Genomic DNA, 23,199 nt, shown 5'->3' with positions numbered 1-23,199 from the left:
ACGCAGAGACCCTGTATGCGCATCGTTAAACTCTCCCCGCAGTCGCTGGCGTTTCCCTCGCCTGAGGGCGCCCTGCGCGATCCCAATGGCCTGCTGGCGATCGGCGGCGATCTCACGGCGCCGCGGCTGCTGGCGGCCTATGAGCGCGGCATCTTCCCCTGGTATTCGCCGGGAGAGGCCATCCTGTGGTGGTCGCCCGACCCGCGTGCGGTGCTGTTCCCGGCCGAGTTTCATCTTAACCGCAGCCTGAAACGCTTTCTGCGCCACGATCCGTTTCGCATCACGCTCAATCACGACTTCGCCGCGGTGATCGCCGCCTGCGCCCACCGGCCGGATGAAGGCACCTGGATCGGCCCGGAGGTGCAGCGCGCCTATCAGCATCTGCATCGCCTCGGCTACGCGCACTCGGTGGAGGTCTGGCAGGATGATCAACTGGTTGGCGGCATGTACGGCGTGGCGCAGGGCGCGTTGTTCTGCGGCGAATCGATGTTCAGCCGCGTCACCAACGCCTCAAAATGCGCATTGATGGCCTTTTGCCGCCATTTTGCCGCTTATGGCGGGGAATTGATTGACTGCCAGGTGCTGAACGCTCACACTGCCCGCCTTGGCGCGCGTGAAATTCCGCGCCGTCAATTCTTGCAGCAGCTCAGCACCCTTCAACGGCGGCCTTTGGCACCGGCGTGCTGGGCGCCGCAAGTCATATCCCCACAGCCGGTTGAACCGCCCTATCCAGTAAACTAATTGATGGAAACGGTGCAATGTTCACCGACACATCTTTACATAATGGGGGTTTTTCGGCATTATCTTGCCGGTTAAAAACTAAGGTAGTTAGACCTAGAGGATTCGATGGCCAAAGAAGACAATATTGAAATGCAGGGCACCGTTCTTGATACGCTGCCCAACACCATGTTCCGCGTTGAATTGGAAAACGGGCACGTGGTAACCGCACACATCTCCGGTAAAATGCGTAAAAACTATATCCGCATCCTGACGGGCGACAAAGTCACTGTAGAGCTGACCCCGTACGACCTGAGCAAAGGCCGCATTGTCTTCCGTAGCCGTTAATCGGCTCACCGCGCGCCACACGCTGGCGGCATCGAGGATGTAATCCCTCGGGAGCCCTTTCCGTTTACCCCCGCAGCGACGTTAAACAACGGGTTGCAGGTGCGCAGGTAAACTGAGAGGGCTCACTCGTTTCTGTTGTACGGTGAATCTCACCCATAAAAAAAGCGATGCCGAAGCATCGCTTTTTCTTTGCCTGCAGGCAGCCTTAGTGCACCGCGCCCTCGTCCGCCTTGCGCTTGGCGGCGCTGAGGAAGTGGTAAGTCAGCTGTTTCTTGTCCTTGTCCAGCTCGACCTTCACGGAACCGCCGTCCACCAGCGAACCGAACAGCAATTCGTTGGCCAACGGTTTCTTCAGGTTTTCCTGCATGACGCGCGCCATCGGACGAGCGCCCATCGCACGGTCGTAGCCCTTCACCGACAGCCAGTCGCGCGCTTCGTCGCTCACTTCCAGCGAGACGCCCTTCGCATCCAGCTGCGCCTGCAGTTCGACGATAAACTTGTCGACCACCTGCTGGATCACCTCGGTAGACAGATGGTTGAACCAGATGATGTTGTCCAGACGGTTGCGGAATTCCGGCGTAAACACCTTCTTGATCTCTTCCATCGCGTCGGTGCTGTTGTCCTGCTGCACCAGGCCGATCGACTTGCGTTCGGTTTCCCGCACACCGGCGTTGGTGGTCATCACCAGGATCACATTGCGGAAGTCCGCCTTGCGGCCGTTGTTGTCGGTCAGCGTACCGTTGTCCATCACCTGCAGCAGCAGGTTGAACACGTCCGGGTGCGCCTTCTCGATCTCATCGAGCAGCACCACCGCATGCGGATGCTTGATCACCGCATCGGTCAGCAGCCCGCCCTGATCGTAACCGACGTAGCCCGGAGGCGCGCCGATCAGACGGCTGACGGTATGCCGCTCCATGTACTCGGACATGTCGAAACGCAGCAGCTCGATATCCATCGCCTTGGCCAGCTGTACGGTGACCTCGGTTTTCCCGACCCCGGTCGGCCCGGCGAACAGGAAGGAACCGACCGGCTTGCGCTCGTGGCCCAGACCGGCGCGGCTCATCTTGATCGCTTCCGTCAACGCTTCGATCGCCTGATCCTGGCCGAATACCAGCATCTTCAAGCGATCGCCCAGGTTTCTCAGCACGTCGCGATCGCTGGCCGACACGGTTTTCTCCGGGATGCGAGCGATACGCGCCACCACGGATTCGATATCGGCCACGTTGACGGTTTTCTTGCGCTTGCTGGCCGGCATCAACCGGCTGCGGGCGCCCGCCTCGTCGATCACGTCAATCGCCTTGTCCGGCAGATGGCGATCGTTGATGTATTTCACCGACAGCTCCACCGCGGCGCGGATCGCCTTGGCGGTATAACGCACGTCGTGGTGCGCTTCATACTTGGTCTTCAGGCCGTTGATGATCTGAACGGTCTCTTCCGCCGTCGGTTCGGTGATATCGATCTTCTGGAAACGGCGCGCCAGAGCGCGATCCTTTTCGAAGATGTTGCTGAACTCCTGGTAGGTGGTCGAGCCGATCACCCGGATCTTGCCGCTCGACAGCAGCGGTTTGATCAGGTTGGCGGCATCCACTTGCCCGCCGGAAGCCGCACCGGCGCCGATGATGGTGTGAATTTCATCGATGAACAGGATGCTGTTCTGATCCTGTTCCAGCTGCTTGAGCAGCGCCTTGAAGCGTTTCTCGAAGTCGCCGCGGTATTTGGTGCCGGCCAGCAGCGAACCGATATCCAGCGAATACAGCGTGCAGTCCGCCATCACTTCCGGCACGTCGCCCTGCACGATACGCCAGGCCAGGCCTTCGGCAATGGCAGTCTTGCCCACGCCGGATTCGCCGACCAGCAGCGGGTTGTTTTTACGACGACGGCACAGCACCTGAATCGCGCGCTCCAGCTCACGATCGCGGCCGATCAGCGGATCGATGCCGCCCACACGGGCCAACTGATTGAGGTTGGTGGTGAAGTTTTCCATACGGTCTTCCCCTCCGGACTGCTCTTCGTTCACCGGGTTTTCCGCATTCGGCGCTTGGCCCGGCTCGTCTTTACGCGTGCCATGTGAAATGAAGTTCACCACGTCGAGACGGCTGACGTCGTGCTTGCGCAGCAGATAGGCCGCCTGCGATTCCTGCTCGCTGAAAATAGCCACCAACACGTTGGCGCCGGACACTTCGCTGCGGCCGGAGGATTGCACATGGAAGACCGCGCGCTGCAGCACGCGCTGGAAGCTGAGCGTCGGCTGAGTGTCGCGCTCTTCTTCGCCGGCGGGCAGCGTCGGTGTGGTTTGTTCGATGAAGGCTTCCAGCTCCTGGCGCAACGCGGCCAGATCCACCGTACATGCCTCGAGCGCTTCTCGCGCGGCAGGGTTGCTCAGCAACGCCAGCAACAGGTGCTCCACGGTCATAAACTCGTGTCTGTGCTCACGCGCCCTGGCGAAAGCCATGTTGAGACTGAGTTCCAGTTCTTGATTGAGCATAAGCACCTCCCCAATAGATTGCCTTATTCAGGCTTTTTCCAGCGTACAAAGCAACGGATGCTCGTTCTCCCTTGCGTACCGGTTCACATGGACGACTTTGGTTTCCGCCACCTCGGCGGTAAAAACACCACAGATCGCCTTGCCTTGATAGTGGACCGTGAGCATCAGTTGCGTTGCGCGTTCAATATCATAAGAAAAGAACTTTTGCAGAACGTCAATCACAAATTCCATCGGTGTGTAATCGTCGTTGTTAAGTATAACTTTATACATAGACGGCGGTTTTACCGCATCGATTTGTTTTTCTTCGGCCAAGTGTTCAAAGTTTAGCCAATCGTTGTTATTGCCCATCGCTGCTCATCTTCTCTGCTCTGCCCTCTGATATGGGGACAGGTTTCGGTTATTCAAAGTGGGGATAGTTACTATTTTATCATCTTCGGCATCGTCCCGCCGCACTGTAACGTGCGCAAAAAAACGGGCCAATTGTGACTGAATCGTGGCAATAGCGTTACCTGCTTCAAACTTTGGTGAACTGCTCCCCGCCGACAAAAGCCGATCCCTTGACGCCCCGATCATTTGCTCTAGAGTGTAAATTCGTGGCTGGTGGTCTTTTAACCACCCCTTGTCCACCCTGCTACTCGCCCACGGCGAGTGCGAAATCAGTTATTCATCTCACTTAAAATAGCGTTGCGAGGGATGTAAAAGCATGGAGACGGGTACTGTTAAATGGTTTAACAACGCCAAAGGTTTTGGCTTCATCTGCCCAGCCGGCGGCGGCGAAGATATTTTCGCGCATTATTCCACAATCAAGATGGATGGTTACAGAACGTTGAAGGCGGGCCAGCAGGTCAGCTTTGACGTGCATCAAGGGCCCAAAGGCAACCATGCCAGTCTTATTGTGCCAGTGGAAAGCGAGGCGCTGTCCTAAACGCTTCCGGCAGCGTCGCGCTGCACTGACTCTGACTCTGACTGCGATAAAAATGCCAGCCGCCGTGTGACTGGCATTTTTTATGCCTGTGACTTACTCGCGCGCCAGCGCATCGATCGGATTCAGCCGCGCGGCATTGCGCGCCGGCAGATAGCCGAACACCACGCCGATGCCGGTGGAACAGAGGAACGCGCTCAGCAACGCCGCCGGCGGGAAACTGATCTGCCAACCCGGCAACACCAGCTGCACCGCCAAACCGATAGCGAACGACAACGTAATCCCCAGCGCGCCCCCCACCAGGCAGACCAAGACCGCCTCGATCAGGAACTGCTGCAACACATCGCCGGAACGCGCGCCCACCGCCATGCGGATGCCGATCTCACGCGTGCGCTCGGTCACCGACACCAGCATGATGTTCATCACGCCGATGCCGCCCACCACCAGCGAAATCACCGCCACCAGCGTCAGGAACAGCTGCAGCGTGCGGGTGGTTTTCTCGGCGGTTTGCACCAGGCTGTCCATGTTATAGGTGAAGAAGTCCTTTTTGCCGTGGCGCAGCGTCAACAGGCGCGACAGCTGCTGTTCCGCTTCCTTGCTGTCGTAGCCGTCGCGGATGCGCACGGTGATCGAGTCGAAATAATTGTTGCCCATCAGCCGGTTGGCCATGGTGCTGTAAGGCACCCACACGTTCAGCGTCTTGCTGCTGCCGAACATCGACTGCTTCTCCTTGGCCACGCCAACCACCGTCGCCGGCATGTTGCCCACCAGGATCACCTCGCCCACCACGTTTTTCTGGTGCGGGAACAGCCGCCGTTGGGTATTGGCGTCGATCACCACCGTCTGCGCCTGCGACTGCACCTGCATCGGATCGATGCCGACGCCCTGGGTAAAGCTCATGCCGTACACGCGGAAGAACTGCTCGCTGACGCCGTTGACGTTGGCCGCCGCGTCGACGTTACCCAGCCGCAACCGCATGCTGCTGCTGATGCTCGGCGACAGCGCGCTGATGTACGGCTGTTCGCGCAGCGCGTCGAGATCGCCGTATTTCAACGATTGCCGGTAGGTCGGATCGTCGTCGCCGAAGTCCTTGCCGGGGTAGATATCGACGGTGTTGGTGCCGATCGATTTGATGTCCGCCAGCACCATCTGCTTGGCGGCGTCGCCGATCACCAGGATCGACACCACCGAGGCGATGCCGATAATGATGCCGAGCATGGTCAGCGCGGTACGCATCTTGTTGGCAGCCATCGCGCGCCAGGCCATCACCAGCGCTTCGCGAAAGCGGCCGCCCATCTGCCGCCAGGAGGGCGCGGCGGCGGCCAGCGCCAGCGGCTTGGCCTGGGTATCCTCCGACGGCGCCGGACGCGAGTCGGCAATGATTTCGCCGTCGCGGATCTCGATGATCCGCTCCGCCTGGCGCGCCACCGCCGGATCGTGGGTCACCAGGATCACCGTGTGGCCCTGGGCGCACAGCTGTTTGAGGATCGCCATCACCTCTTCACCGGAGTGGCTGTCGAGTGCACCGGTCGGTTCATCCGCCAGAATCACCTGCCCGCCGTTCATCAACGCGCGGGCGATACTGACGCGCTGCTGCTGACCGCCGGAAAGCTGGCTCGGCCGGTAGTTGACGCGCTCCCCCAACCCCAGACGGCGCAACAGCGCCTCCGCCCGTTCGCGCCGCGCCGCTTTGCCCAGCCCGGCGTACACCGCCGGCACCTCGACGTTATGCGCCGCGCTCAGGTGAGGCAGCAGATGATAACGCTGAAAGATAAAGCCGAAATGCTCGCGCCGCAGCTGCGCCAGCGCATCGTCGCTCAGCGTCGCCACGTCCTGGCCGGCCACCCGATAGACGCCGGCGCTCGGCTTGTCCAGACAGCCGAGAATATTCATCAGCGTCGATTTGCCGGAGCCGGAGGCCCCCATGATCGCCACCATTTCACCGGCGTCGATGCTCAGACTGATCCCCTTCAGCACCTCCACCGTCTGCTCGCCGGAACGGTAGCTGCGGCGAATGCCGCTCAGCTGCAACAACGTCGCCATCAGCCGGCCTCCACGCCGCCGCGGCTGACGATCACCTCATCGCCCGCCTCAAGCCCGCTGAGGATCTGCACATCGATATTGTTGCGCAGGCCGATAGCCACCTCGCGCTTCTCTTCCTTGCCCTGTTTCAGCACCGAGACGTGGTAACGATTGTCGGCGATCTGATCGCCCAACGCCGCCAGCGGGATCACCAGCGCCTGCTGGACGCCGGCCAGTTGAATGTGCACCTGCGCCGTCATTTGCAAGCGCAGCAGCCTTTCCGGGTTGGGCACTTCGAAACGCGCGTAATAGAAGATGGCGTTGTTGACCTTTTCCGGCGTCGGCTGAATGTCTTTCAGCACGCCGTCGAAGCGCCGGGTCGGATCGCCCAGCACCGTGAACCAGGCCTTCTGACCCGGCTTGAGGTTAATGACGTCGGCCTCCGAGACCTGCGCCTTCACCAGCATGGTGCCGAGATCCGCCAGCGTCAGAATGTTCGGCGCCTGTTGCGCCGCGATCACCGTCTGGCCCTGCAGCGTGGTGATCTGCACCACGTCGCCATCCATCGGCGCTTCGATGCGGGTATAGGCCAAATTGATCTTGGCGGTATCCAGGCTGGCCTGGTTGCGGGCGATCTGCGCATTGATGGTGCCTACCTGCGCCTTCTTCACCGCCAGCTGCGTCGCCGCCTGATCCAGATCCTGACGCGATACCGCCTGCAGTTTGGCCAGCGCCTGGTTGCGCTGCAGCGTAACCGCCGCCAGCTGCTGTTCCGCCTGCGCCTGCAGCAGCTGCGCATGCAGCTCGCGCAGCGTCGCCTCGCCTTCACGGATGCTGTTCTGCGCCTGTTGCGGATCGATAACCCCCAGCAACTGACCTTTTTTCACCTTGTCGCCGATCTCGACATACAGCTTTTCCAACTGCCCGCTAACCTGCGCGCCGACGTCAACCTTGCGCACTGCGTCCAGCTGGCCGGTCGCCAACACGTTATGCTGCAGATCGCGCTTGGTGACCTTTACCGTTTTGAAATCGGTCGGCGCCGGATGGCGGAAGTGCCAAACGGCCGCCGCGGCAATCGCCGCAATCACCGCCAGTGCGAGTATCCAGCGGCGTTTATGTCCTTTAAACCCTGTCAAAATTGACCTGCCTGTGCTTGTGAATATCGACCGCCCATTGCGGCGGCGGAGCTAAATTAGCACGCACCGTAGGGAATAACTAAACCTTAGCTCAACACAATGTGGAGACACGCTTGGTTACAGTTCGGCATTGAACTCCCGTTTAGTGAAGCCTTGATGAAATAGCGCCATTCAACACAGCCAAGGATTTCATCATGTCACAGCTCAGCTACCCACTCGCCTCCGCCCGGCCGCTTAACGGCTGGCAACTGATGACGGCGCTGATCAATGGCGAAAAGGCGCCAAGCAACGCCTGGAAAAAAACCTCGTTTCGCCTGAAGTTTCTCGGCCGTTCGCTGCTCAACTGGCGCACCACCAGCGGCCTGCTCAGCACCCTGGCCAGCAACCCGCTGCTGGAGGAGATCCTGAACGCGCAGCCGAACCTGCCGTGCAAGCTGCATCGCCCCTACCTGGCGGCCAACATGAGCAAGATCGAATGCCTGTTCGCCCTGCGCGATCATTACGATCTCATCGTGCAGCGCATGCCGCTGAAGATGCGTCTCGGCCATCTCGGCCCGAGTTCTTTCGTGTTGGCCAGCGCAATGGGCAAGAACGAAGCGCCAATCACGCTGGAGCTGGCGGCGATCGACAAGCTGAATAAGGAAGGGGAAGCCACGCTGCTGCTGCGCAACGCCAACGGCGTGATGCTGGCGGAGATCACCTTTGCGCTGATGCATTATCAGCAGCAGCCGACGTTGTTCATCGGCGGCCTGCAGGGCGCGAACCATGACGTGCCGCACGCCGAGATCCAGCACACCACCAAAGAGTGTCACGGCCTGTTCCCTAAACGGCTGGTGCTGGAAGGCATCTGCACGCTGGCGCGGCACCTCGGCATCCGCCAGATTGTGGCGGTCGGCAACGCCACCCATATCTATCAAAACTGGCGCTACCAGAGTAAGAAGAAGGACAAGCTGCACGCCGATTACGATCAGTTCTGGCTGTCGATGGGCGCCAAACCGCTCGACAGCGGCTATTTCCTGCTGCCCGAACGCATCGCCCGCAAGCCGATCGAAGAGATCGCCAGCAAGAAGCGCGCCGAGTATCGCCGCCGCTATCAGCTGCTGGACGAGCTGGAACAGGGATTGGCGGCGCACTTCTGCGCCCGATAACACCCGGCGGGCCGTCAGTCCGCCCGGCCGCGCGCCAGCCAGATCACCCGTGAGAACATTTTCTTCAGCAGCGGCGGCACCGAGTCCGTGCCCCATTCGCCGGCCTGCATCGCGACCTCGATCGCCAGATCCGGCTTCGAAGAGTGGTGGACCGCTTTCAGGATCACCTTGCGCACCGGCATCTGCGCGTTGAGCGGCACCGACGCCATCCGGTGATAAACCGGGCCGAACCCTTCGCGGAACATGAAGTGCTCCATGTCCGGCGCCGGCAGCGCGGTCAGCCGATCGCGCTCGTTGTCTTCATGATTGTCCAGTAGGCTGCGCACGGTATTGGCGTACTTTTTGCCCGCCTCGTCGCCGTCCACCAGCGCATGCCACTCGATGCCCATGCGGCGGGCAAAGCGCAGCAGCGGCTTCAGGCCGCACTGGGCGAATTCGATGACCCTCACCCCTTCCGCCTCGAAATGGTAGCCGCACTGGCGCGCCAGCTCGTTCAGCAGCCACACTTCGGTCTCGCCTTCCACCAGCAGCCAGCAGCGAGCGAACAGCGACGACGGCCGGTTGAAACGGATGTGAAACGCGATGCGCCGCCCGTCTTCGGCGCTCAACCCGCGCGGCCCGAGACGATAGGTCGCGACGCGGCCCGACTCGCGCACCAGCCGGCACACGTGCTCCACCGGCACCAGCGACACCAGTTCGCTGGAGTTGGTGGTGGTGATGCGCTGCAGCGGCAGCTGATTGAGCAGCCCCCAGGCCACCGACAGCATGATCGGATGCAGGCGAGTTTCCGGGTCTTCCACCAGCAGCAGCGGCCGGGCGTGCGGATCCAGCTTGACGTCGCCCTTGGCCTGCAGCAGGGTGGAAAACATGCCCAGCAGGATCAGACGCATGCTGCGGCTGTTCGGCTCGGCGACCATGCGGTTGATGCCGTCCAGCGCGCGCCAGGCGTCCTGCTCCGGTTCACCGCCGCGGCGGCGCGGCCGCGCCACCTGCGAGCTCTGCTCGGCAAAGTAGTGCTCCAGCAACTGCTGCATCGCCGCCAGCCCCTGACGCAGCTCGCCGTTGGTCAGCTTCTGCGGATTGCGCACCAGCTCGCGCGTCAGCTGATCCAGCTGCTGCGCCAACGCCTGGGTATCGGGTTTGCGTTCATCGCCGAGGCTGCTGGGGCGCAGGCGGCGAATAAAGCGCGCGTCGCGCAGGCGCAAAACCGGGTGGATGCGGATGATGGCGTGGGCCAGCTGTTCGATATGGTGCAGTTGAAAGGCGTTGCCGTCGGCGTCGAGAAAACCGCGCCAGGTACACACCGTACCGTCATCGGCCAGCTCGCCCTCGCAGCGGTAGTGAATGCGGCTCAGGCCGTCTTCCCCCTTGACCCACAACGGCGTCAGATGGCGGTAGCGCGGCAGGTGCGCGTGGCCGATGTCTTTCTCGCAGAAGGTGAATACCACCTGCAGGTGGCGCTCTTTGGCCGCCTCCTCACCGGGGGGAAAATGGAAGTCGTGCGCTTCAAATCGATACAGTTTCTGCTCCGGCGCCAGCAGCAGCGTCAGCGCATCCAGCAGGCTGGATTTACCCCAGGCGTTTTCGCCGAGCAACAACGTGTTATCGTCCAGCATCAGGGACAGCCGATTAATACCGCGAAAACCTACAATTTCGATACGCTCCAAGAACATCCGCCGCCTCCCGTGCGCGCCGTCGCCTCTTCAATGAGGCGACTTTCACAGAGCATGGTCAAAAAACCCCTTGCAGGTCAAGCGGCCAACGTCAAATCTGCCGCTTTACTCCGGCCGGGCTTTTGGTTAGCGTGTGCTCCTCGCCGCCGTTCGGCGCGCTTCAAAACTCAAGGACACAAGCTGCACCATGTACTCAGGACTGTTGATTATTCTGTTACCGCTGATTGTCGGTTACCTCATTCCCTTACGCCATCGCCCGCTGCTGGTGCTGATCAACCGGCTGCTGAGCTGGATGGTGTACGTGATCCTGTTTTTCATGGGTATCAGCCTGGCGTTCATGGAAGATCTCAGCAGTAACCTGGTGCTGATCTTCCAGTACAGCGCGGTGTTCTTCTTCTGCATTCTCTGCGCCAATCTGCTGTTGCTGGCGCTGCTGGAGCGGCGCATGCCGTGGCGCAGCAGCCATAAACAGGAAAAGCTGCCTTCGCGCGTGCACATGGCGCTGGAGTCGCTCAAGCTGTGCGGCGTGGTGCTCGGCGGCTTCCTGCTCGGCCTGACGCAGTGGCAATGGTTGCAGTTCGCCCATAAAGGCAGCGAATATGCGCTGATCTTCCTGCTGTTGCTGGTCGGCATTCAGTTGCGCAACAGCGGCATGACGCTGCGCCAGATCGTGCTCAACCGCCGCGGCACGCTGGTGGCGCTGGCGGTGGTCGTCGCGTCTCTGGCCGGCGGCGCGCTGGCGGCGCAGCTGCTGGGGCTGCCGGTCAAGGCCGGGCTGGCGATGGCCTCTGGCTTCGGCTGGTACTCGCTGTCCGGTATTCTGATCACCGACGCCTACGGCCCGGTGATGGGCAGCGCCGCGTTCTTCAACGATCTGGCGCGCGAGCTGGTGGCGATCATGCTGATCCCGACGCTGGTGCGCCGCAGCCGCTCCACCGCCCTCGGCCTGTGCGGCGCCACCTCGATGGACTTCACCCTGCCGGTGCTGCAGCGCAGCGGCGGACTGGACATGGTGCCGCCCGCCATCGTGCACGGCTTCCTGCTGAGCCTGCTGGCGCCGGTGCTGATCGCCCTGTTCTCCTGATCCTTTCCCCTTGGGGGCCACCCGGCCCCCAAAGGGTAATAATTCCCATCCGCACGGCAAAATTGCGCTAAATCAAACTTGCCCGCAGTAGTCGCACAAAAGCCTTTTGCAACCCCGATCGCCGATCTATGCTTTTAAACAAGCATTATAAATGCAACTTTAAAAATAAAAGGAAGCGACTATGTTCTGTGTGCAATGTGAACAAACCATTCGAACCCCGGCAGGCAACGGCTGCGCGTATGCTCAGGGCATGTGCGGCAAAACGGCGGAAACCTCCGATCTGCAGGATCTGCTGGTGGCGGCGCTGCAGGGCCTCTCCGCCTGGGCGCTGCAGGCGCGTTCGCTGGGCATCGTCGACCACGAAATCGACAGCTTCGCCCCGCGCGCCTTCTTCTCCACCCTGACCAACGTTAACTTCGACTCCCAGCGCATCATCGGTTACGCGCGGGAAACCCTGCTGCTGCGCGACTCGCTGGCCGCCCGTTGCCGGTTGCTGGATGGCGGCGTGCGCGTCGATCACCCGATGGCGGCGCTGCAGCTGGCCGGCGACGATATGCCCGCGCTGCTGCAGCAGGCGGCGCAGTTTGCCCTCGACAGCGACAAGGCCGAGGTCGGCGACGACGTCCACGGGTTGCGCCTGCTGTGTCTGTATGGCCTGAAAGGTGCAGCGGCCTATATGGAACACGCGCACGTGCTCGGCCAGTTCGACGAACAGCTCTATGCCGACTACCACGCTTTCATGGCCTGGCTCGGCACCCGGCCGCGCGACGTCGATACCCTGCTGAACAACGCCATGGGCATCGGCAAGATGAACTTCAACGTGATGGCGATCCTCGATCGCGGTGAGACCCAGGCCTACGGCGATCCGCAGCCCAGCGCAGTCAACGTGCGCCCGGTGGCCGGGAAAGCCATTCTGATTTCCGGCCACGATCTCAAAGATCTGCGCATGCTGCTCGAGCAAACCGAAGGGCAAAACGTCAACGTCTACACCCACGGTGAAATGCTGCCGGCGCACGGCTATCCGGAACTGAAAAAATTCAAGCACCTGGTGGGCAACTACGGCAGCGGCTGGCAAAACCAGCAGACGGAATTCGCCAAATTCCCTGGCCCGATCGTGATGACCTCCAACTGCATCATCGATCCTAACGTCGGCAACTACGGCGATCGCATCTGGACCCGCAGCATCGTCGGCTGGCCGGGCGTCAACCATCTGGAAGGCGACGACTTCGGCGCCGTGATCCGCCAGGCGCAGGGCATGAACGGCTTCCCTTACACCGAGATCGAGCACCTGATCACCGTCGGCTTCGGCCGCCAGACGCTGCTGAACGCCGCCGACACGGTGATCGATCTGGTGTCGCAGAAAAAACTGCGCCACGTCTTCCTGGTCGGCGGCTGCGACGGCAGCCGCGACGAGCGCAGCTACTTCACCGACTTCGCCCGCAGCGTGCCGCAAGACTGCCTGATCATGACGCTGGCCTGCGGCAAGTACCGTTTCAACAAGCTGGACTTCGGCACCCTGGAAGGGCTGCCGCGCCTGCTGGACGTCGGCCAGTGCAACGACGCCTACTCCGCCATCATGCTGGCGGTCAAGCTGGCGGACACGCTCGGCTGCAGCGTCAACGAGCTGCCGCTCAGCCTGGTGCTGTCCTGGTTTGAACAGAAGGCGATCGTCATTCTGTTGACGCTGCTGTCGCTGGGGGTGAAAAACATCGTCACCGGCCCGACCGCGCCGGGCTTCCTGACCGACAACCTGATGGCGATCCTCAACGAGAAATTCGGCCTGCGTCCGATCACCACCGTCGAGCAGGATATCGCAGCGCTGCTCGCCTGATGCCGTTACGTTATGGGGCCGCCTGCGCCGGCCCCTTTGCTTTTTGAGGTGCCCGATGACTCAACCCACTCCGCTTTGCCCGAACCGCATGCAGGTGCATTCCATCCGGCGTGAAACCGCCGACGTCTGGACGCTGAACCTGATCTGCGACGTTTTCTATCCTTACCAGGCCGGCCAGTTCGCGCTGGTCAGCATTCGCAACAGCGAGGAGACGCTGCGCGCCTATACGCTCTCCTCCTCGCCTGGCCAGAGCCGCTTTCTCAGCATCAGCGTGCGCTGCCTGCCGGACGGCGTCGGATCGCGCTGGCTGACGCAAGAGGTCAAGCCCGGCAACACGCTGTGGCTGTCCGACGCGCAGGGCGAATTCTGCTGCGAACGCCACCCGGCCGATCGTTATCTGATGCTGGCGGCCGGCTGCGGCGTGACGCCGATCGTCTCGATGTGCCGCTGGCTGACCGCCAACCGTCCAACCTGCGATATCGCCGCGATCGTTAACGTGCGCACCCCCGCCGACACGATTTTCGCCGATCAGTGGCGCGCGCTGTGCGCCGCCCATCCGCAGCTGCGCCTGACGCTGATGGCCGAGCAGGATCTGCAACCCGGCTACCTCAGCGGCCGCATCGATGAACAGACGCTGCGGCAGGCGGCGCCGGATATCGCCGAACGCACGGTGATGACCTGCGGTCCTGCGCCCTACATGGATCAGGTGGAGCAGCTTTGTCGCCGGCTCGGCGTGCCGGCCGAGCGTTTCCATAAAGAGCAGTTCCACACGCCGACGGCGCAGGCCGATGCCACCGAAGGGCTGACGCTGCGCGCCGCCCGCCCGCTGCGCGAATTCCGCGTGCCGGTCGGCAGCACGCTGCTGGCGGCGATGGAGGCCCATGCCCTGCCGGTCAACGCCGCCTGTCGCGCCGGGGTGTGCGGCTCATGCAAAACCCGCATCCTCGAGGGCGACTACACCACCACCAGCACCATGACGCTGAGCGCGGAAGAAATAGCGCAAGGCTACGTGCTGGCCTGCAGTTGCCAACTGCAGGGTGACGTCACGCTGGCGTGATCCCCTGGCCCCATCACCGCGATGGGGCATTTATCGGCAAGTTCCCCGCGCCCAGCCCGGTTACACTTTTCCCCGTTCTACGCTCTTTACCCTTCCTGACCGCATCTCGTCCACAGCCGGTAAGCTATGCTTGCAGTTGTTCTGCTGCCACTCACCGGATCGAGTACACATCGTTTTTCAAACCATGTTTGGGGGAACCATGAAGCAAACCGTAGCCACACTGATCGCCAAAACGCTGGATCAAGCCGGCGTAAAACGCATTTGGGGCGTGACCGGCGATTCGCTCAACGGCCTTAGCGACAGCCTGCACCGCATGGGCACCATCGAATGGCTGGGCACCCGCCATGAAGAGGTGGCCGCCTTCGCCGCCGGCGCCGAAGCCCAGCTTACCGGCCAGTTGGCGGTGTGCGCCGGTTCCTGCGGCCCCGGCAACCTGCATCTGATCAACGGCCTGTTCGACTGCCACCGCAACCATGTGCCAGTGCTGGCGATCGCCGCACACATCCCTTCCAGCGAAATCGGCAGCGGCTACTTCCAGGAAACCCATCCGCAGGAGCTGTTCCGCGAATGCAGCCACTATTGCGAGCTGGTTTCCAACCCGGAACAGCTGCCGCGCGTGCTGGAGATCGCCATGCGCAAGGCGATCCTCAATCGCGGCGTGTCGGTGGTCGTCTTGCCGGGCGACGTGGCGCTGCGCATGGCGCCGGAAGACGCGGCCGTGACCTGGCATACCCCGGCGCTGCCGCTGGTGCAGCCGCCGATGAGCGAGCTGAACAAGCTGGCGGAAACGCTGAACAAGGCGAAGAACATCACCCTGATGTGCGGCAGCGGCTGCGCCGGCGCGCACGATGAAGTGGTCAAGCTGGCCGAACTGCTGCAGGCGCCGGTGGTCCACGCGCTGCGCGGTAAAGAACATATCGAATGGGACAACCCGTACAGCGTCGGCATGACTGGACTGATCGGTTTCTCCTCTGGTTATCACGCGATGATGAACGCCGACACGCTGGTGCTGCTCGGCACCCAGTTCCCCTATCGGGCGTTCTACCCCACCAACGCCAACATCATTCAGATCGACATCAACCCCGGCAGCATCGGCGCGCACTGCCCGGTCAATATGGCGCTGGTGGGCGACATCCACACCACCCTCACCGCCCTGCTGCCGCAGCTGGAGCCGAAGCGCGATCGGGCGTTCCTCGACAAGGCGCTGGAGCATTACCGCAACGCGCGCAAGGATCTCGACGGGCTGGCGACCGCCGGCGACGACCAACCGATCCACCCGCAGTATCTGGCGCAGCAGCTCAGCCACTATGCCAGCGACGAGGCCATCTTCACCTGCGACGTCGGCACGCCGACGGTGTGGGCCGCCCGCTACGTGAAAATGAACGGCAAGCGTCGCCTGCTCGGTTCGTTCAACCACGGTTCGATGGCCAACGCCATGCCGCAGGCGATCGGCGCTCAGGCCACCGCGCCGGAGAAACAGGTGATCGCCATGTGCGGCGACGGCGGCTTCACCATGCTGATGGGGGATTTCCTGTCGCTGGCGCAGCTCAAGCTGCCGGTGAAGATCGTGGTGTTCAACAACAGCGTGCTGGGATTCGTGGCGATGGAGATGAAGGCCGGCGGCTACCTGACCGACGGCACCGATCTGCATAATCCGGACTTCGCGGCGATCGCCAATGCCGCCGGCATCAAGGGCATCCGCGTGGAAAAAGCCTCGGAGCTGGACGGCGCGCTGCAGGAGATGTTGGCGCACCCCGGCCCGGCGCTGCTGGACGTGGTCACCGCCAAGCAAGAGCTGGCGATGCCGCCGCAAATCAAGTTCGAACAGGCGAAAGGCTTCAGCCTGTACATGCTGCGCGCCATCATCAACGGCCGCGGCGACGAAGTGGTCGAGCTGGCGAAGACCAACTGGCTGCGCTAAGCAAGCTGCCCCCGGTAAAATAAGGGTATATGATGCCATGTACCCTTTTCCTCTCCCTTACATTCCAGGAACCCTATGCTTATCGATCTACGCAGCGACACCGTCACCCGCCCCAGCGCCGCCATGCGCCAGGCGATGGCTCAGGCAGAAGTCGGCGACGACGTCTACGGCGATGATCCGACGGTCAACGCGCTGGAGGCGGAGGCGGTGCGTCTGTCGGGCAAAGAAGCGGCGCTGTTTCTGCCCAGCGGCACCCAGGCCAACCTGGTGGCGCTGCTGAGCCACTGCCAGCGCGGCGATGAATATCTGGTCGGCCAGCAGGCGCACAACTACAAATACGAAGCCGGCGGCGCAGCGGTGCTGGGCAGCATCCAGCCGCAGCCGATCGAGGCCGACGCCGACGGCACGCTGCCGCTGGACAAGCTCGCCGCCGCCATCAAACCCGACGATATCCACTTCGCCCGCACCCGGCTGTTGAGCCTGGAAAACACCATCAGCGGCAGAGTCTTGCCGCAGGCCTACCTGCAGCAGGCGTGGCAGTTTACCCGCGAGCGGCAGTTGGCGCTGCATATCGACGGCGCGCGCATCTTCAACGCCGCCGTGGCGCTGAACCTGCCGCTAAAAGAGATCGTGCAGTACTGCGACACCTTCACCATTTGCCTGTCGAAAGGGTTGGGCGCGCCGGTCGGCTCGCTGCTGTGCGGCAGCGAGGCTTTCATCCAACGCGCGCTGCGCTGGCGCAAGATGACCGGCGGCGGGCTGCGCCAGGCCGGCATTTTGGCGGCGGCCGGCCTCTACGCGCTGGAGCATAACGTCGCGCGGCTGCGCGAAGACCATGACAACGCGGTCTGGCTGGAGCAACAGCTGCGGCAGATCGGCGTGGAGATCGCCGAACCCGGCGCGCAGACCAACGTGCTGTACCTGCGCCAAACGCCGGTGCTGGCGGCCAAACTCGGCCCGTGGATGCGCGAACGCGGCGTGCTGATCAGCAGCGGCCCGCTGACGCGCATTCTGACCCACCTCGACGTCAGCCGTCAGGATCTGCAGCGGGTGGTCGAACTGTGGCGGGAGTTTCTTCAGCAGCACGCCTGATCGCTCGGGGCGCAGACCGCGCCCCGCACTCAGAAGATCCAGCGGCCGTAAACCCAGTACCACAGCCCCAGCACCGCCGCCAGATTGAGCGCCACGCTGAGGATGAACCAGGTTTTAAACGGCTGCTTCTGGGTCTTGTGGCGAAACAGCTGCTGCGCCAGCAGCGCGCCCAACCAGCCGCCCAGCGCACCGAACAGCAACAGCGTCGTCTCCGGCACCCGTCGCCATCCCTTGTGCGCCGCCAGCTTATCGCCGCCGTAGATCAGAAACGTCAGCAGGTTGGCCGACAGCAGCCACATCCACACCGGATGCGGCGAGAACAGGCTGGCGATCAGCGCCAGGCCCAGCAGGGCGTAACAAATCACATTGAGTTTCATGGCATTCGGTTTTTCGTGCGATAAGGGGCGCGTAGTGTGAACTCGCGCCGCGGCGGATGCAACCGGCTTATACCCATACAAAAAGTGCATTTAAACCCTGAATTTGGCATCCTGTCGTTCTGCCAATCCTCTACCGCACAAGGCGGCCCGATGACACCCCAACGCGTACTGGTTCTTGGAGCCAGCGGCTATATAGGCCAGAACCTGATCCCGCACCTGATCGAACAGGGGCACCAGATTACCGCCGCCGCGCGGCGCATCGAGTGGCTGCAGGAGCAGAACTGGCCGCAGGTCAACTGCCTGTATGTCGATCTGTACCGCCCGGAAACCCTGAGCGCGGCGCTGTGGGAGATAGATACGCTTTACTATCTGGTGCACGCGATGGGCGACGGCGACGACTTTATCGAGAAGGAACGCCAGGCGGCGGAAAATCTGCGCGATGCGCTGCGCAATGCCTGCGTCAAGCAGGTGATCTTTCTCGGCGCGCTGCAGCCGAACGACGACAGTTCGCCGCACCTGGCGGCGCGCCGCCTGACCGGCGAGATCCTGCGCCAGAGCGGCGTGCCGGTGACCGAGCTGCGCGCCGGCATCATCGTCGGCCCCGGCTCGGCGGCGTTCGAAGTGATGCGCGACATGGTCTATAACCTGCCGGTGCTGACGCCGCCGCGCTGGGTGCGCTCGAAGTCCTCGCCGGTGGCGCTGGAAAACCTGCTGGTTTATCTGGCCGATCTGCTGGCGCACCCGGCGGAGGAACACCGCATCTTCGACGTCGCCGGGCCGGAATACCTCAGCTATCAGGATATGTTCAAACGCTTTATCGCCATCAGCGGCAAGCGGCGCTGGCTGATCCCGATCCCCTTGCCGACGCGACTGATTTCAGTGTGGTTCATCAGCCTGATCACCTCGGTGCCGACGCCGATCGCGCGCGCGCTGATCCAGGGCCTGAAGCACGATCTGCCCGCCGACGGCAAACCGTTGCAGGCCCTAATCCCGCAACGTCTGCACACCTTCGATCAGGCGGTCACCGCCACGCTGCAGCGCGAACTGGAGGTGGTCGATTCCGCCGACTGGGGCTACGATCCGGCGGCGCGGGCCCGCTGGCGCCCCGGCTACGGCTATTACCCGAAACAGGCGGGATGTTCGCTCGACACCGCCGCTTCCAGCCAGGCGCTGTGGCAAACGGTGCAGCAGTTGGGGGGCGAGGAAGGCTATTTCTACGCCAATATCCTGTGGCGGATCCGCGCCCGCATGGACGACATGATCGGCAACGGCGTGGTCTATGGCCGCCCGGCGCGCGCGTCCCTGGCGCTGGGCGACGAGATCGACGGGTGGAAAGTCATCACGCTGAAGCCGCTGCGGCAGCTGGCGCTGCTGTTCGGCATGAAGGCGCCGGGGCTGGGGCGGCTGAGCTTCACCATTACCGATCGCGGCGATCGCCGCACGCTGGACGTGCGCGCCTGGTGGCATCCGGCCGGCTTCAGCGGGCTGCTGTATTGGTTCGCCATGATGCCCGCGCACCTGTTCATTTTTCGCGGCATGGCGAAGCGCATCGCGACGCTGGCCGAGAACCTGGACCGCCAACAGCGCTGAATGCCGTTCATTTGTCGATCAACCGCACAGTTTGCCGCTGTGCTTCGGGGCTTTCCGATTGCATAGCGCACGAAATCACGGAAGAATGGCATCTTATTTGCTGGGAGCGCCGCAAGCGCCCGCCGGTATTCCGATTTTGGGTGAGAATAGAGTCCGTTATGAAGGTATTGGTCACCGGTGCAACCAGTGGGTTAGGCCGTAACGCCGTTGAATATCTGCGCCGCCAGGGCATCAAAGTGCGCGCCACCGGTCGTAACCAGGCGATGGGTGGCCTGCTGGAAAAAATGGGCGCGGAGTTCATTCATGCCGATCTCACCAACCTGATCTCTTCGCAGGCCAAAGCGATGCTGGCGGACGTCGATGTGCTGTGGCACTGCTCCAGCTTTACCTCACCCTGGGGCACCGAAGAAGCCTTCGAACTGGCCAACGTCCGCGCCACCCGCCGCCTCGGCGAATGGGCGGCGGCCTATGGCGTGGCGCAGTTCATTCACATCTCTTCCCCGGCGATCTATTTCGATTACCATCATCACCGCAATGTAACCGAAGACTTCCGCCCGCAGCGCTACGCCAACGAGTTCGCGCGCAGCAAGGCCGCCGGCGAGCAGGTGATCCAGCAATTGGCGCTGTCCAATCCGCAGACCCATTTCACCATTTTGCGCCCACAGGGGCTGTTCGGGCCGCACGACAAAGTGATGCTGCCGCGGCTGCTGCAGATGATCAAACGCTACGGCAACCTGCTGCTGCCGCGCGGCGGCGCGGCGATGGTGGACATGACCTATCTGGAGAACGCGGTGCACGCCATGTGGCTGGCGACGCTAAAAGAAGACACGCCGTCCGGCCGCGCCTACAACATCACCAACCAGCAGCCGCGTCCGCTACGCACCGTGGTGCAGCAGCTGATCGACGATTTGGGCATGAAATGCCGCATCCGCTCCGTCCCCTATCCGATGCTCGACATGATGGCGCGCGGCATGGAGCGCCTGGGCAGCAAAAGCGAGAAGGAGCCGGTGCTGACCCACTACGGCGTCGCCAAACTCAACTTCGACCTCACGCTCGATACCACCCGCGCACAGCAAGAGCTGGGCTATCAGCCGATCGTCTCGCTGGAGGAAGGCATCGCGCGCACCGCCCGCTGGCTGCAAGATCACGGTAAACTGCACGGCCTGTAATCAACGCGCCGCGCCGTACTTCACCAGCAGCGCATCGATAATCGCCTCACTCTCAGCATCCGGCTCACCGCGCACATCGTCGGGCCGGAAATGCATCTGAAACGCCGCCAGCACGTTGCGCTGCTGCCGCGCATCCCACGACGGGTCTATCGCGTAACCGTAACGCGCCAGCTTTTCGAGCAGCGGCGCCATCGGTACCGGCGTATGGCGATCGCGCCCCGCCAGCAGTCGCTGCACGTCTCGTTCATCCGGCCAGGCACCGATGCCGGCCTGCGCCAGCTGCCGCCAGGGGAACAGCGGGCCAGGATCCTGTTTGCGCTGCGGGGCAATATCGCTGTGCCCCACCACGTCCTGCGGCTGGATGTCATAGCGTTGGATGATGTCGCGGCTCAGCGGGATCAGCACGGCAATCTGCGCCGCCGTATAAGGCTGCCAGTGGGTGAACAGCATGCTGCGGGTGAAACCCTTGTTGACGATTTCAATGCCGATCGAGGTGTCGTTGAGATTGCTGCGCCCGCGCCAGCCGCTGGTGCCGGCATGCCAGGCGCGCATAGCCTCCGGCACCAACCGGTACACCGTCGGTTTGCCGTGTTCGCGCTGCGGGTGCGCCGGCAACAGGTAGTGTGCGCTGACGTGTTCATCGGTCAGCGTTTTCAGTGATGAATGAAAGTCTTCCGCCGTATAGTGCATCACCAGAAACCGAATGCGCTGATCGGCGCCCTGCGCCTGATGCAAGGTTTCGAGCTGGTAAGCGCCACGATCGACGAGCGTGTCCTGCTGCGGATTTTGGCATCCCGCCAACAGCACGGCGGCGATGATCCCTGGCCAAATTTTCACTTATCCTCCTGATTGACGTCCGTGAAAGATGTAACGCGACGCGATTGATCTGTATCCAATCATCACGCTCATCGAGAAATAATGACAGATAGCGCCGATGTGCAAGCGAGTGTTGCTCCCGGCTGGCGGCCTTTCCCGCCCATGATAGTCTCAAAGTATCATCTGCGCTGAAAGAGCGGAGTCGAACATGTTCACGCCACGCTATCTGTCCTGGTTGCTCTGTGCCGCCATGCTGCCGCTCAGCGGCTGCGATCGGCAAAAAGTCGCCGATGCGATGGGCGGGAGCGCCCCGCCCTCGGCCGCGCCCGTCACGAGTGCCAGCGCGCCGGCCTATACGCCGCTGAGCGCCGATCAACTGTACCAGTTGGTCAGCCCGGTGGCGCTGTTCCCCGACAAGCTGCTGGCGCAGGTGTTGGCCGGCGCGGGCTATCCTGACCAAATCAGCGCCGCGGATGCCTGGCTGGCGCAAAACCGCGGCTTGCAACCGGCGGCGCTCAGCTCAGCGGCCGACGCTCAGCCCTGGGATCCCAGCGTGCGCGGCCTGGTGCAATTCCCCGACGTGCTCGATCAAATGGCGAAAAACATCCCCTGGACCACCGCCCTGGGCAGCGCCTACCTAAACGATCCCACCGACGTGATGAACGCCATTCAGGTGATGCGTCAACGGGCGGCCAGCCAAGGCACGCTGAAAAACACCCCGCAGCAGCGCATCGTCGTGGCGCCGACGACGCATTATGTCGAACAGCAGCCCTATCGCCAGCGCGTGGTAGCGGCGCCGGGCGAAACCATCGTCATCGAACCCAGCCAGCCGGATACGGTTTACGTCCCGCATTATGATCCCTGGGTGGCCTACGGCACGCCGATCCCAGCCTATCCGAGCTATCGGTATCAACCTTCGGGCTACAGCGGCGGCGACATGTTGGCGGCCGGCGTGATCAGCTTCGGTGTCGGCATTGCGGTCGCCTCATTGTTCAATCAGCACAACAGCGGCTGGCACAACTGGGATATGCGCTGGGACGACCGACGCCAACCGGTGGTCTACCGCGATGCGCCCTACGTATCGCATTCCACCACCGTGGTGAATCGCGTCACCAACATCAACCAATATAACAACGTGAACACTGTGAATCGCAGCAGCACCAGCACGGTGAACAACTACAATACCGCCGCCGCGCCGGCGCCCCGCGTCACTCAACCGACGCCCATCGGCGCGCCGCAACAGCCGCACGTCGCGCCTGCGGCCCACGCGCCGATGACGCTGCCGAACTTTGCGCATACCCAGCCGGTGGCGCCTCACGTACAGCAGCCGGTAGCCATACACCAGCCGGTAGCGGCCGTCCCGCACGTGCGACAGCCGGTCATCGCGCCTCATGCACAGCAGCCGATGAGCACGCCGACGTTCACGCATGCCGTTCCGACGGCACCTCACCCGCAGCAGCCGACAGCCGTACATTCAGCGCCGCTACAGACGCATCCAATGCCGGCCGCTGCGCCGGTGCATCCAGCCGTCGCGCGCCCGCAGGTTCTGCAGGCCCCACACGTCGCTCAGCCGGTGATCCGCGAACCGGCAGCGCCGCAGCATCCGGCGGCGATAAGCCCGATGCCGGCGCCGCAACAGCGCATCATGCCGCATGCGGCCCCGGCGCCGCAGCGCCATCAGACGTCCGTTCAGCCGATGCCGCATCGCCAGGAGCCGGTGCCCACGAAGCCGCAGGAACACCGCCCAATCGTCGAGCAGCACAAGGTGGGATAAATCAAGAGGATGTCGCCCCGGCGGAATGGCCGGGGCG

At 62.6% G+C, this 23,199-nt stretch carries 19 protein-coding genes; 12 read left to right on the top strand and 7 right to left on the bottom strand.

From position 1 onward, the window contains the following. Window positions 1-15: 15 nt before the first annotated feature. Window positions 16-741 (top strand): leucyl/phenylalanyl-tRNA--protein transferase, encoded by a 726-nt coding sequence (gene aat / locus EDY99_RS05520; protein ID WP_033642550.1) that lies wholly within the window; start codon window positions 16-18, stop codon window positions 739-741. A gap of 105 nt (window positions 742-846) precedes the next feature. Continuing rightward, window positions 847-1,065, top strand: a complete 219-nt coding sequence (gene infA, locus EDY99_RS05515; protein WP_002211347.1) for a translation initiation factor IF-1 — start codon at window positions 847-849, stop codon at window positions 1,063-1,065. A gap of 205 nt (window positions 1,066-1,270) precedes the next feature. Here the strand turns inward: infA and clpA are convergent, their stop codons facing one another. Further along, window positions 1,271-3,550, bottom strand: coding sequence for an ATP-dependent Clp protease ATP-binding subunit ClpA (gene clpA, locus EDY99_RS05510; protein ID WP_025302261.1), 2,280 nt, complete (start codon window positions 3,548-3,550; stop codon window positions 1,271-1,273). 27 nt (window positions 3,551-3,577) lie between these two features. Beyond that, window positions 3,578-3,898, bottom strand: a complete 321-nt coding sequence (gene clpS, locus EDY99_RS05505; RefSeq protein ID WP_004928347.1) for an ATP-dependent Clp protease adapter ClpS — start codon at window positions 3,896-3,898, stop codon at window positions 3,578-3,580. 355 nt (window positions 3,899-4,253) lie between these two features. Here clpS and cspD point away from each other — a divergent pair, with 355 nt between their 5' ends. Continuing rightward, entirely contained in the window at window positions 4,254-4,475 is a 222-nt protein-coding gene (gene cspD / locus EDY99_RS05500; protein WP_004928349.1) for a cold shock-like protein CspD, read from the top strand. A 93-nt stretch (window positions 4,476-4,568) separates the two neighbouring features. Here the strand turns inward: cspD and macB are convergent, their stop codons facing one another. Beyond that, window positions 4,569-6,515: a macrolide ABC transporter ATP-binding protein/permease MacB gene (gene macB, locus EDY99_RS05495; protein ID WP_123061548.1), complete on the bottom strand. Its 1,947-nt coding sequence runs from the start codon at window positions 6,513-6,515 to the stop codon at window positions 4,569-4,571. After that, window positions 6,515-7,630: a macrolide transporter subunit MacA gene (macA, locus tag EDY99_RS05490; protein WP_123061547.1), complete on the bottom strand. Its 1,116-nt coding sequence runs from the start codon at window positions 7,628-7,630 to the stop codon at window positions 6,515-6,517. The genes macB and macA overlap by 1 nt, the downstream gene beginning before the upstream one ends. 194 nt (window positions 7,631-7,824) lie before the next feature. Between macA and EDY99_RS05485 the strand changes: the two genes are divergently transcribed. Next, window positions 7,825-8,778: a VirK/YbjX family protein gene (locus tag EDY99_RS05485; protein ID WP_123061546.1), complete on the top strand. Its 954-nt coding sequence runs from the start codon at window positions 7,825-7,827 to the stop codon at window positions 8,776-8,778. A gap of 14 nt (window positions 8,779-8,792) precedes the next feature. Here EDY99_RS05485 and EDY99_RS05480 read toward each other — a convergent pair whose 3' ends face one another. After that, window positions 8,793-10,451 (bottom strand): ATP-dependent endonuclease, encoded by a 1,659-nt coding sequence (locus EDY99_RS05480; protein ID WP_033642546.1) that lies wholly within the window; start codon window positions 10,449-10,451, stop codon window positions 8,793-8,795. A gap of 187 nt (window positions 10,452-10,638) precedes the next feature. On the opposite strand from EDY99_RS05480, the gene EDY99_RS05475 reads away from it, so the two are divergent. The 5 genes from EDY99_RS05475 (at window position 10,639) to ltaE (ending at window position 17,436) form a co-directional block, all read left to right on the top strand. Further along, complete coding sequence (locus tag EDY99_RS05475) at window positions 10,639-11,535, top strand: lysine exporter LysO family protein (protein ID WP_123061545.1); 897 nt, start codon at window positions 10,639-10,641, stop codon at window positions 11,533-11,535. Window positions 11,536-11,716: 181 nt separating this feature from the next. Further along, window positions 11,717-13,366: a hydroxylamine reductase gene (gene hcp, locus EDY99_RS05470; protein ID WP_060659715.1), complete on the top strand. Its 1,650-nt coding sequence runs from the start codon at window positions 11,717-11,719 to the stop codon at window positions 13,364-13,366. Window positions 13,367-13,421: 55 nt separating this feature from the next. Then, window positions 13,422-14,423 carry an NADH oxidoreductase gene (gene hcr / locus EDY99_RS05465; protein ID WP_089194503.1) on the top strand — a complete coding sequence of 334 codons (1,002 nt, stop codon included), beginning with the start codon at window positions 13,422-13,424 and terminating at the stop codon, window positions 14,421-14,423. A 199-nt stretch (window positions 14,424-14,622) separates the two neighbouring features. Continuing rightward, a complete protein-coding gene (poxB, locus tag EDY99_RS05460; protein WP_096242103.1) occupies window positions 14,623-16,344 on the top strand; it encodes a ubiquinone-dependent pyruvate dehydrogenase in 1,722 nt (573 codons plus the stop codon). A 75-nt stretch (window positions 16,345-16,419) separates the two neighbouring features. Next, window positions 16,420-17,436, top strand: coding sequence for a low-specificity L-threonine aldolase (gene ltaE / locus EDY99_RS05455; protein ID WP_101453223.1), 1,017 nt, complete (start codon window positions 16,420-16,422; stop codon window positions 17,434-17,436). Window positions 17,437-17,465: 29 nt separating this feature from the next. Here the strand turns inward: ltaE and EDY99_RS05450 are convergent, their stop codons facing one another. Beyond that, window positions 17,466-17,813: a DUF1294 domain-containing protein gene (locus EDY99_RS05450; RefSeq protein ID WP_099783632.1), complete on the bottom strand. Its 348-nt coding sequence runs from the start codon at window positions 17,811-17,813 to the stop codon at window positions 17,466-17,468. Between the two features lie 150 nt (window positions 17,814-17,963). Between EDY99_RS05450 and EDY99_RS05445 the strand changes: the two genes are divergently transcribed. Both EDY99_RS05445 and EDY99_RS05440 read left to right on the top strand, forming a co-directional pair. Next, a complete protein-coding gene (locus tag EDY99_RS05445) occupies window positions 17,964-19,403 on the top strand; it encodes a DUF2867 domain-containing protein (protein WP_047572070.1) in 1,440 nt (479 codons plus the stop codon). A 158-nt stretch (window positions 19,404-19,561) separates the two neighbouring features. Continuing rightward, window positions 19,562-20,572 carry an NAD(P)-dependent oxidoreductase gene (locus tag EDY99_RS05440; protein WP_069100885.1) on the top strand — a complete coding sequence of 337 codons (1,011 nt, stop codon included), beginning with the start codon at window positions 19,562-19,564 and terminating at the stop codon, window positions 20,570-20,572. Here EDY99_RS05440 and EDY99_RS05435 read toward each other — a convergent pair whose 3' ends face one another. Next, window positions 20,573-21,409 (bottom strand): N-acetylmuramoyl-L-alanine amidase, encoded by an 837-nt coding sequence (locus tag EDY99_RS05435; RefSeq protein ID WP_123061544.1) that lies wholly within the window; start codon window positions 21,407-21,409, stop codon window positions 20,573-20,575. Between the two features lie 187 nt (window positions 21,410-21,596). Here EDY99_RS05435 and EDY99_RS05430 point away from each other — a divergent pair, with 187 nt between their 5' ends. Further along, on the top strand, window positions 21,597-23,162 hold the full coding sequence (locus tag EDY99_RS05430) for a DUF3300 domain-containing protein (protein ID WP_033642536.1): 1,566 nt from the start codon (window positions 21,597-21,599) through the stop codon (window positions 23,160-23,162). Window positions 23,163-23,199 lie beyond the last annotated feature (37 nt).

Source organism: Serratia sp. LS-1, assembly GCF_003719595.1.
Taxonomy (GTDB): Bacteria; Pseudomonadota; Gammaproteobacteria; order Enterobacterales; family Enterobacteriaceae; genus Serratia; species Serratia ureilytica.
This window is presented reverse-complemented; position numbering and strand designations above follow the sequence as displayed.

Excerpts from the sequence above, each read along its gene's own strand:
- cspD (WP_004928349.1), top strand. The coding sequence starts at position 4,254 with ATGGAGACGGGTACTGTTAAATGGTTTAACAACGCCAAAGGTTTTGGC.
- EDY99_RS05475 (WP_123061545.1), top strand. The coding sequence starts at position 10,639 with ATGTACTCAGGACTGTTGATTATTCTGTTACCGCTGATTGTCGGTTAC.
- poxB (WP_096242103.1), top strand. The coding sequence starts at position 14,623 with ATGAAGCAAACCGTAGCCACACTGATCGCCAAAACGCTGGATCAAGCC.
- clpA (WP_025302261.1), bottom strand. The coding sequence starts at position 3,550 with ATGCTCAATCAAGAACTGGAACTCAGTCTCAACATGGCTTTCGCCAGG.
- infA (WP_002211347.1), top strand. The coding sequence starts at position 847 with ATGGCCAAAGAAGACAATATTGAAATGCAGGGCACCGTTCTTGATACG.
- clpS (WP_004928347.1), bottom strand. The coding sequence starts at position 3,898 with ATGGGCAATAACAACGATTGGCTAAACTTTGAACACTTGGCCGAAGAA.
- hcp (WP_060659715.1), top strand. The coding sequence starts at position 11,717 with ATGTTCTGTGTGCAATGTGAACAAACCATTCGAACCCCGGCAGGCAAC.
- EDY99_RS05450 (WP_099783632.1), bottom strand. The coding sequence starts at position 17,813 with ATGAAACTCAATGTGATTTGTTACGCCCTGCTGGGCCTGGCGCTGATC.
- EDY99_RS05430 (WP_033642536.1), top strand. The coding sequence starts at position 21,597 with ATGTTCACGCCACGCTATCTGTCCTGGTTGCTCTGTGCCGCCATGCTG.
- ltaE (WP_101453223.1), top strand. The coding sequence starts at position 16,420 with ATGCTTATCGATCTACGCAGCGACACCGTCACCCGCCCCAGCGCCGCC.
- EDY99_RS05440 (WP_069100885.1), top strand. The coding sequence starts at position 19,562 with ATGAAGGTATTGGTCACCGGTGCAACCAGTGGGTTAGGCCGTAACGCC.
- hcr (WP_089194503.1), top strand. The coding sequence starts at position 13,422 with ATGACTCAACCCACTCCGCTTTGCCCGAACCGCATGCAGGTGCATTCC.
- EDY99_RS05480 (WP_033642546.1), bottom strand. The coding sequence starts at position 10,451 with ATGTTCTTGGAGCGTATCGAAATTGTAGGTTTTCGCGGTATTAATCGG.
- EDY99_RS05485 (WP_123061546.1), top strand. The coding sequence starts at position 7,825 with ATGTCACAGCTCAGCTACCCACTCGCCTCCGCCCGGCCGCTTAACGGC.
- EDY99_RS05445 (WP_047572070.1), top strand. The coding sequence starts at position 17,964 with ATGACACCCCAACGCGTACTGGTTCTTGGAGCCAGCGGCTATATAGGC.
- macB (WP_123061548.1), bottom strand. The coding sequence starts at position 6,515 with ATGGCGACGTTGTTGCAGCTGAGCGGCATTCGCCGCAGCTACCGTTCC.
- aat (WP_033642550.1), top strand. The coding sequence starts at position 16 with ATGCGCATCGTTAAACTCTCCCCGCAGTCGCTGGCGTTTCCCTCGCCT.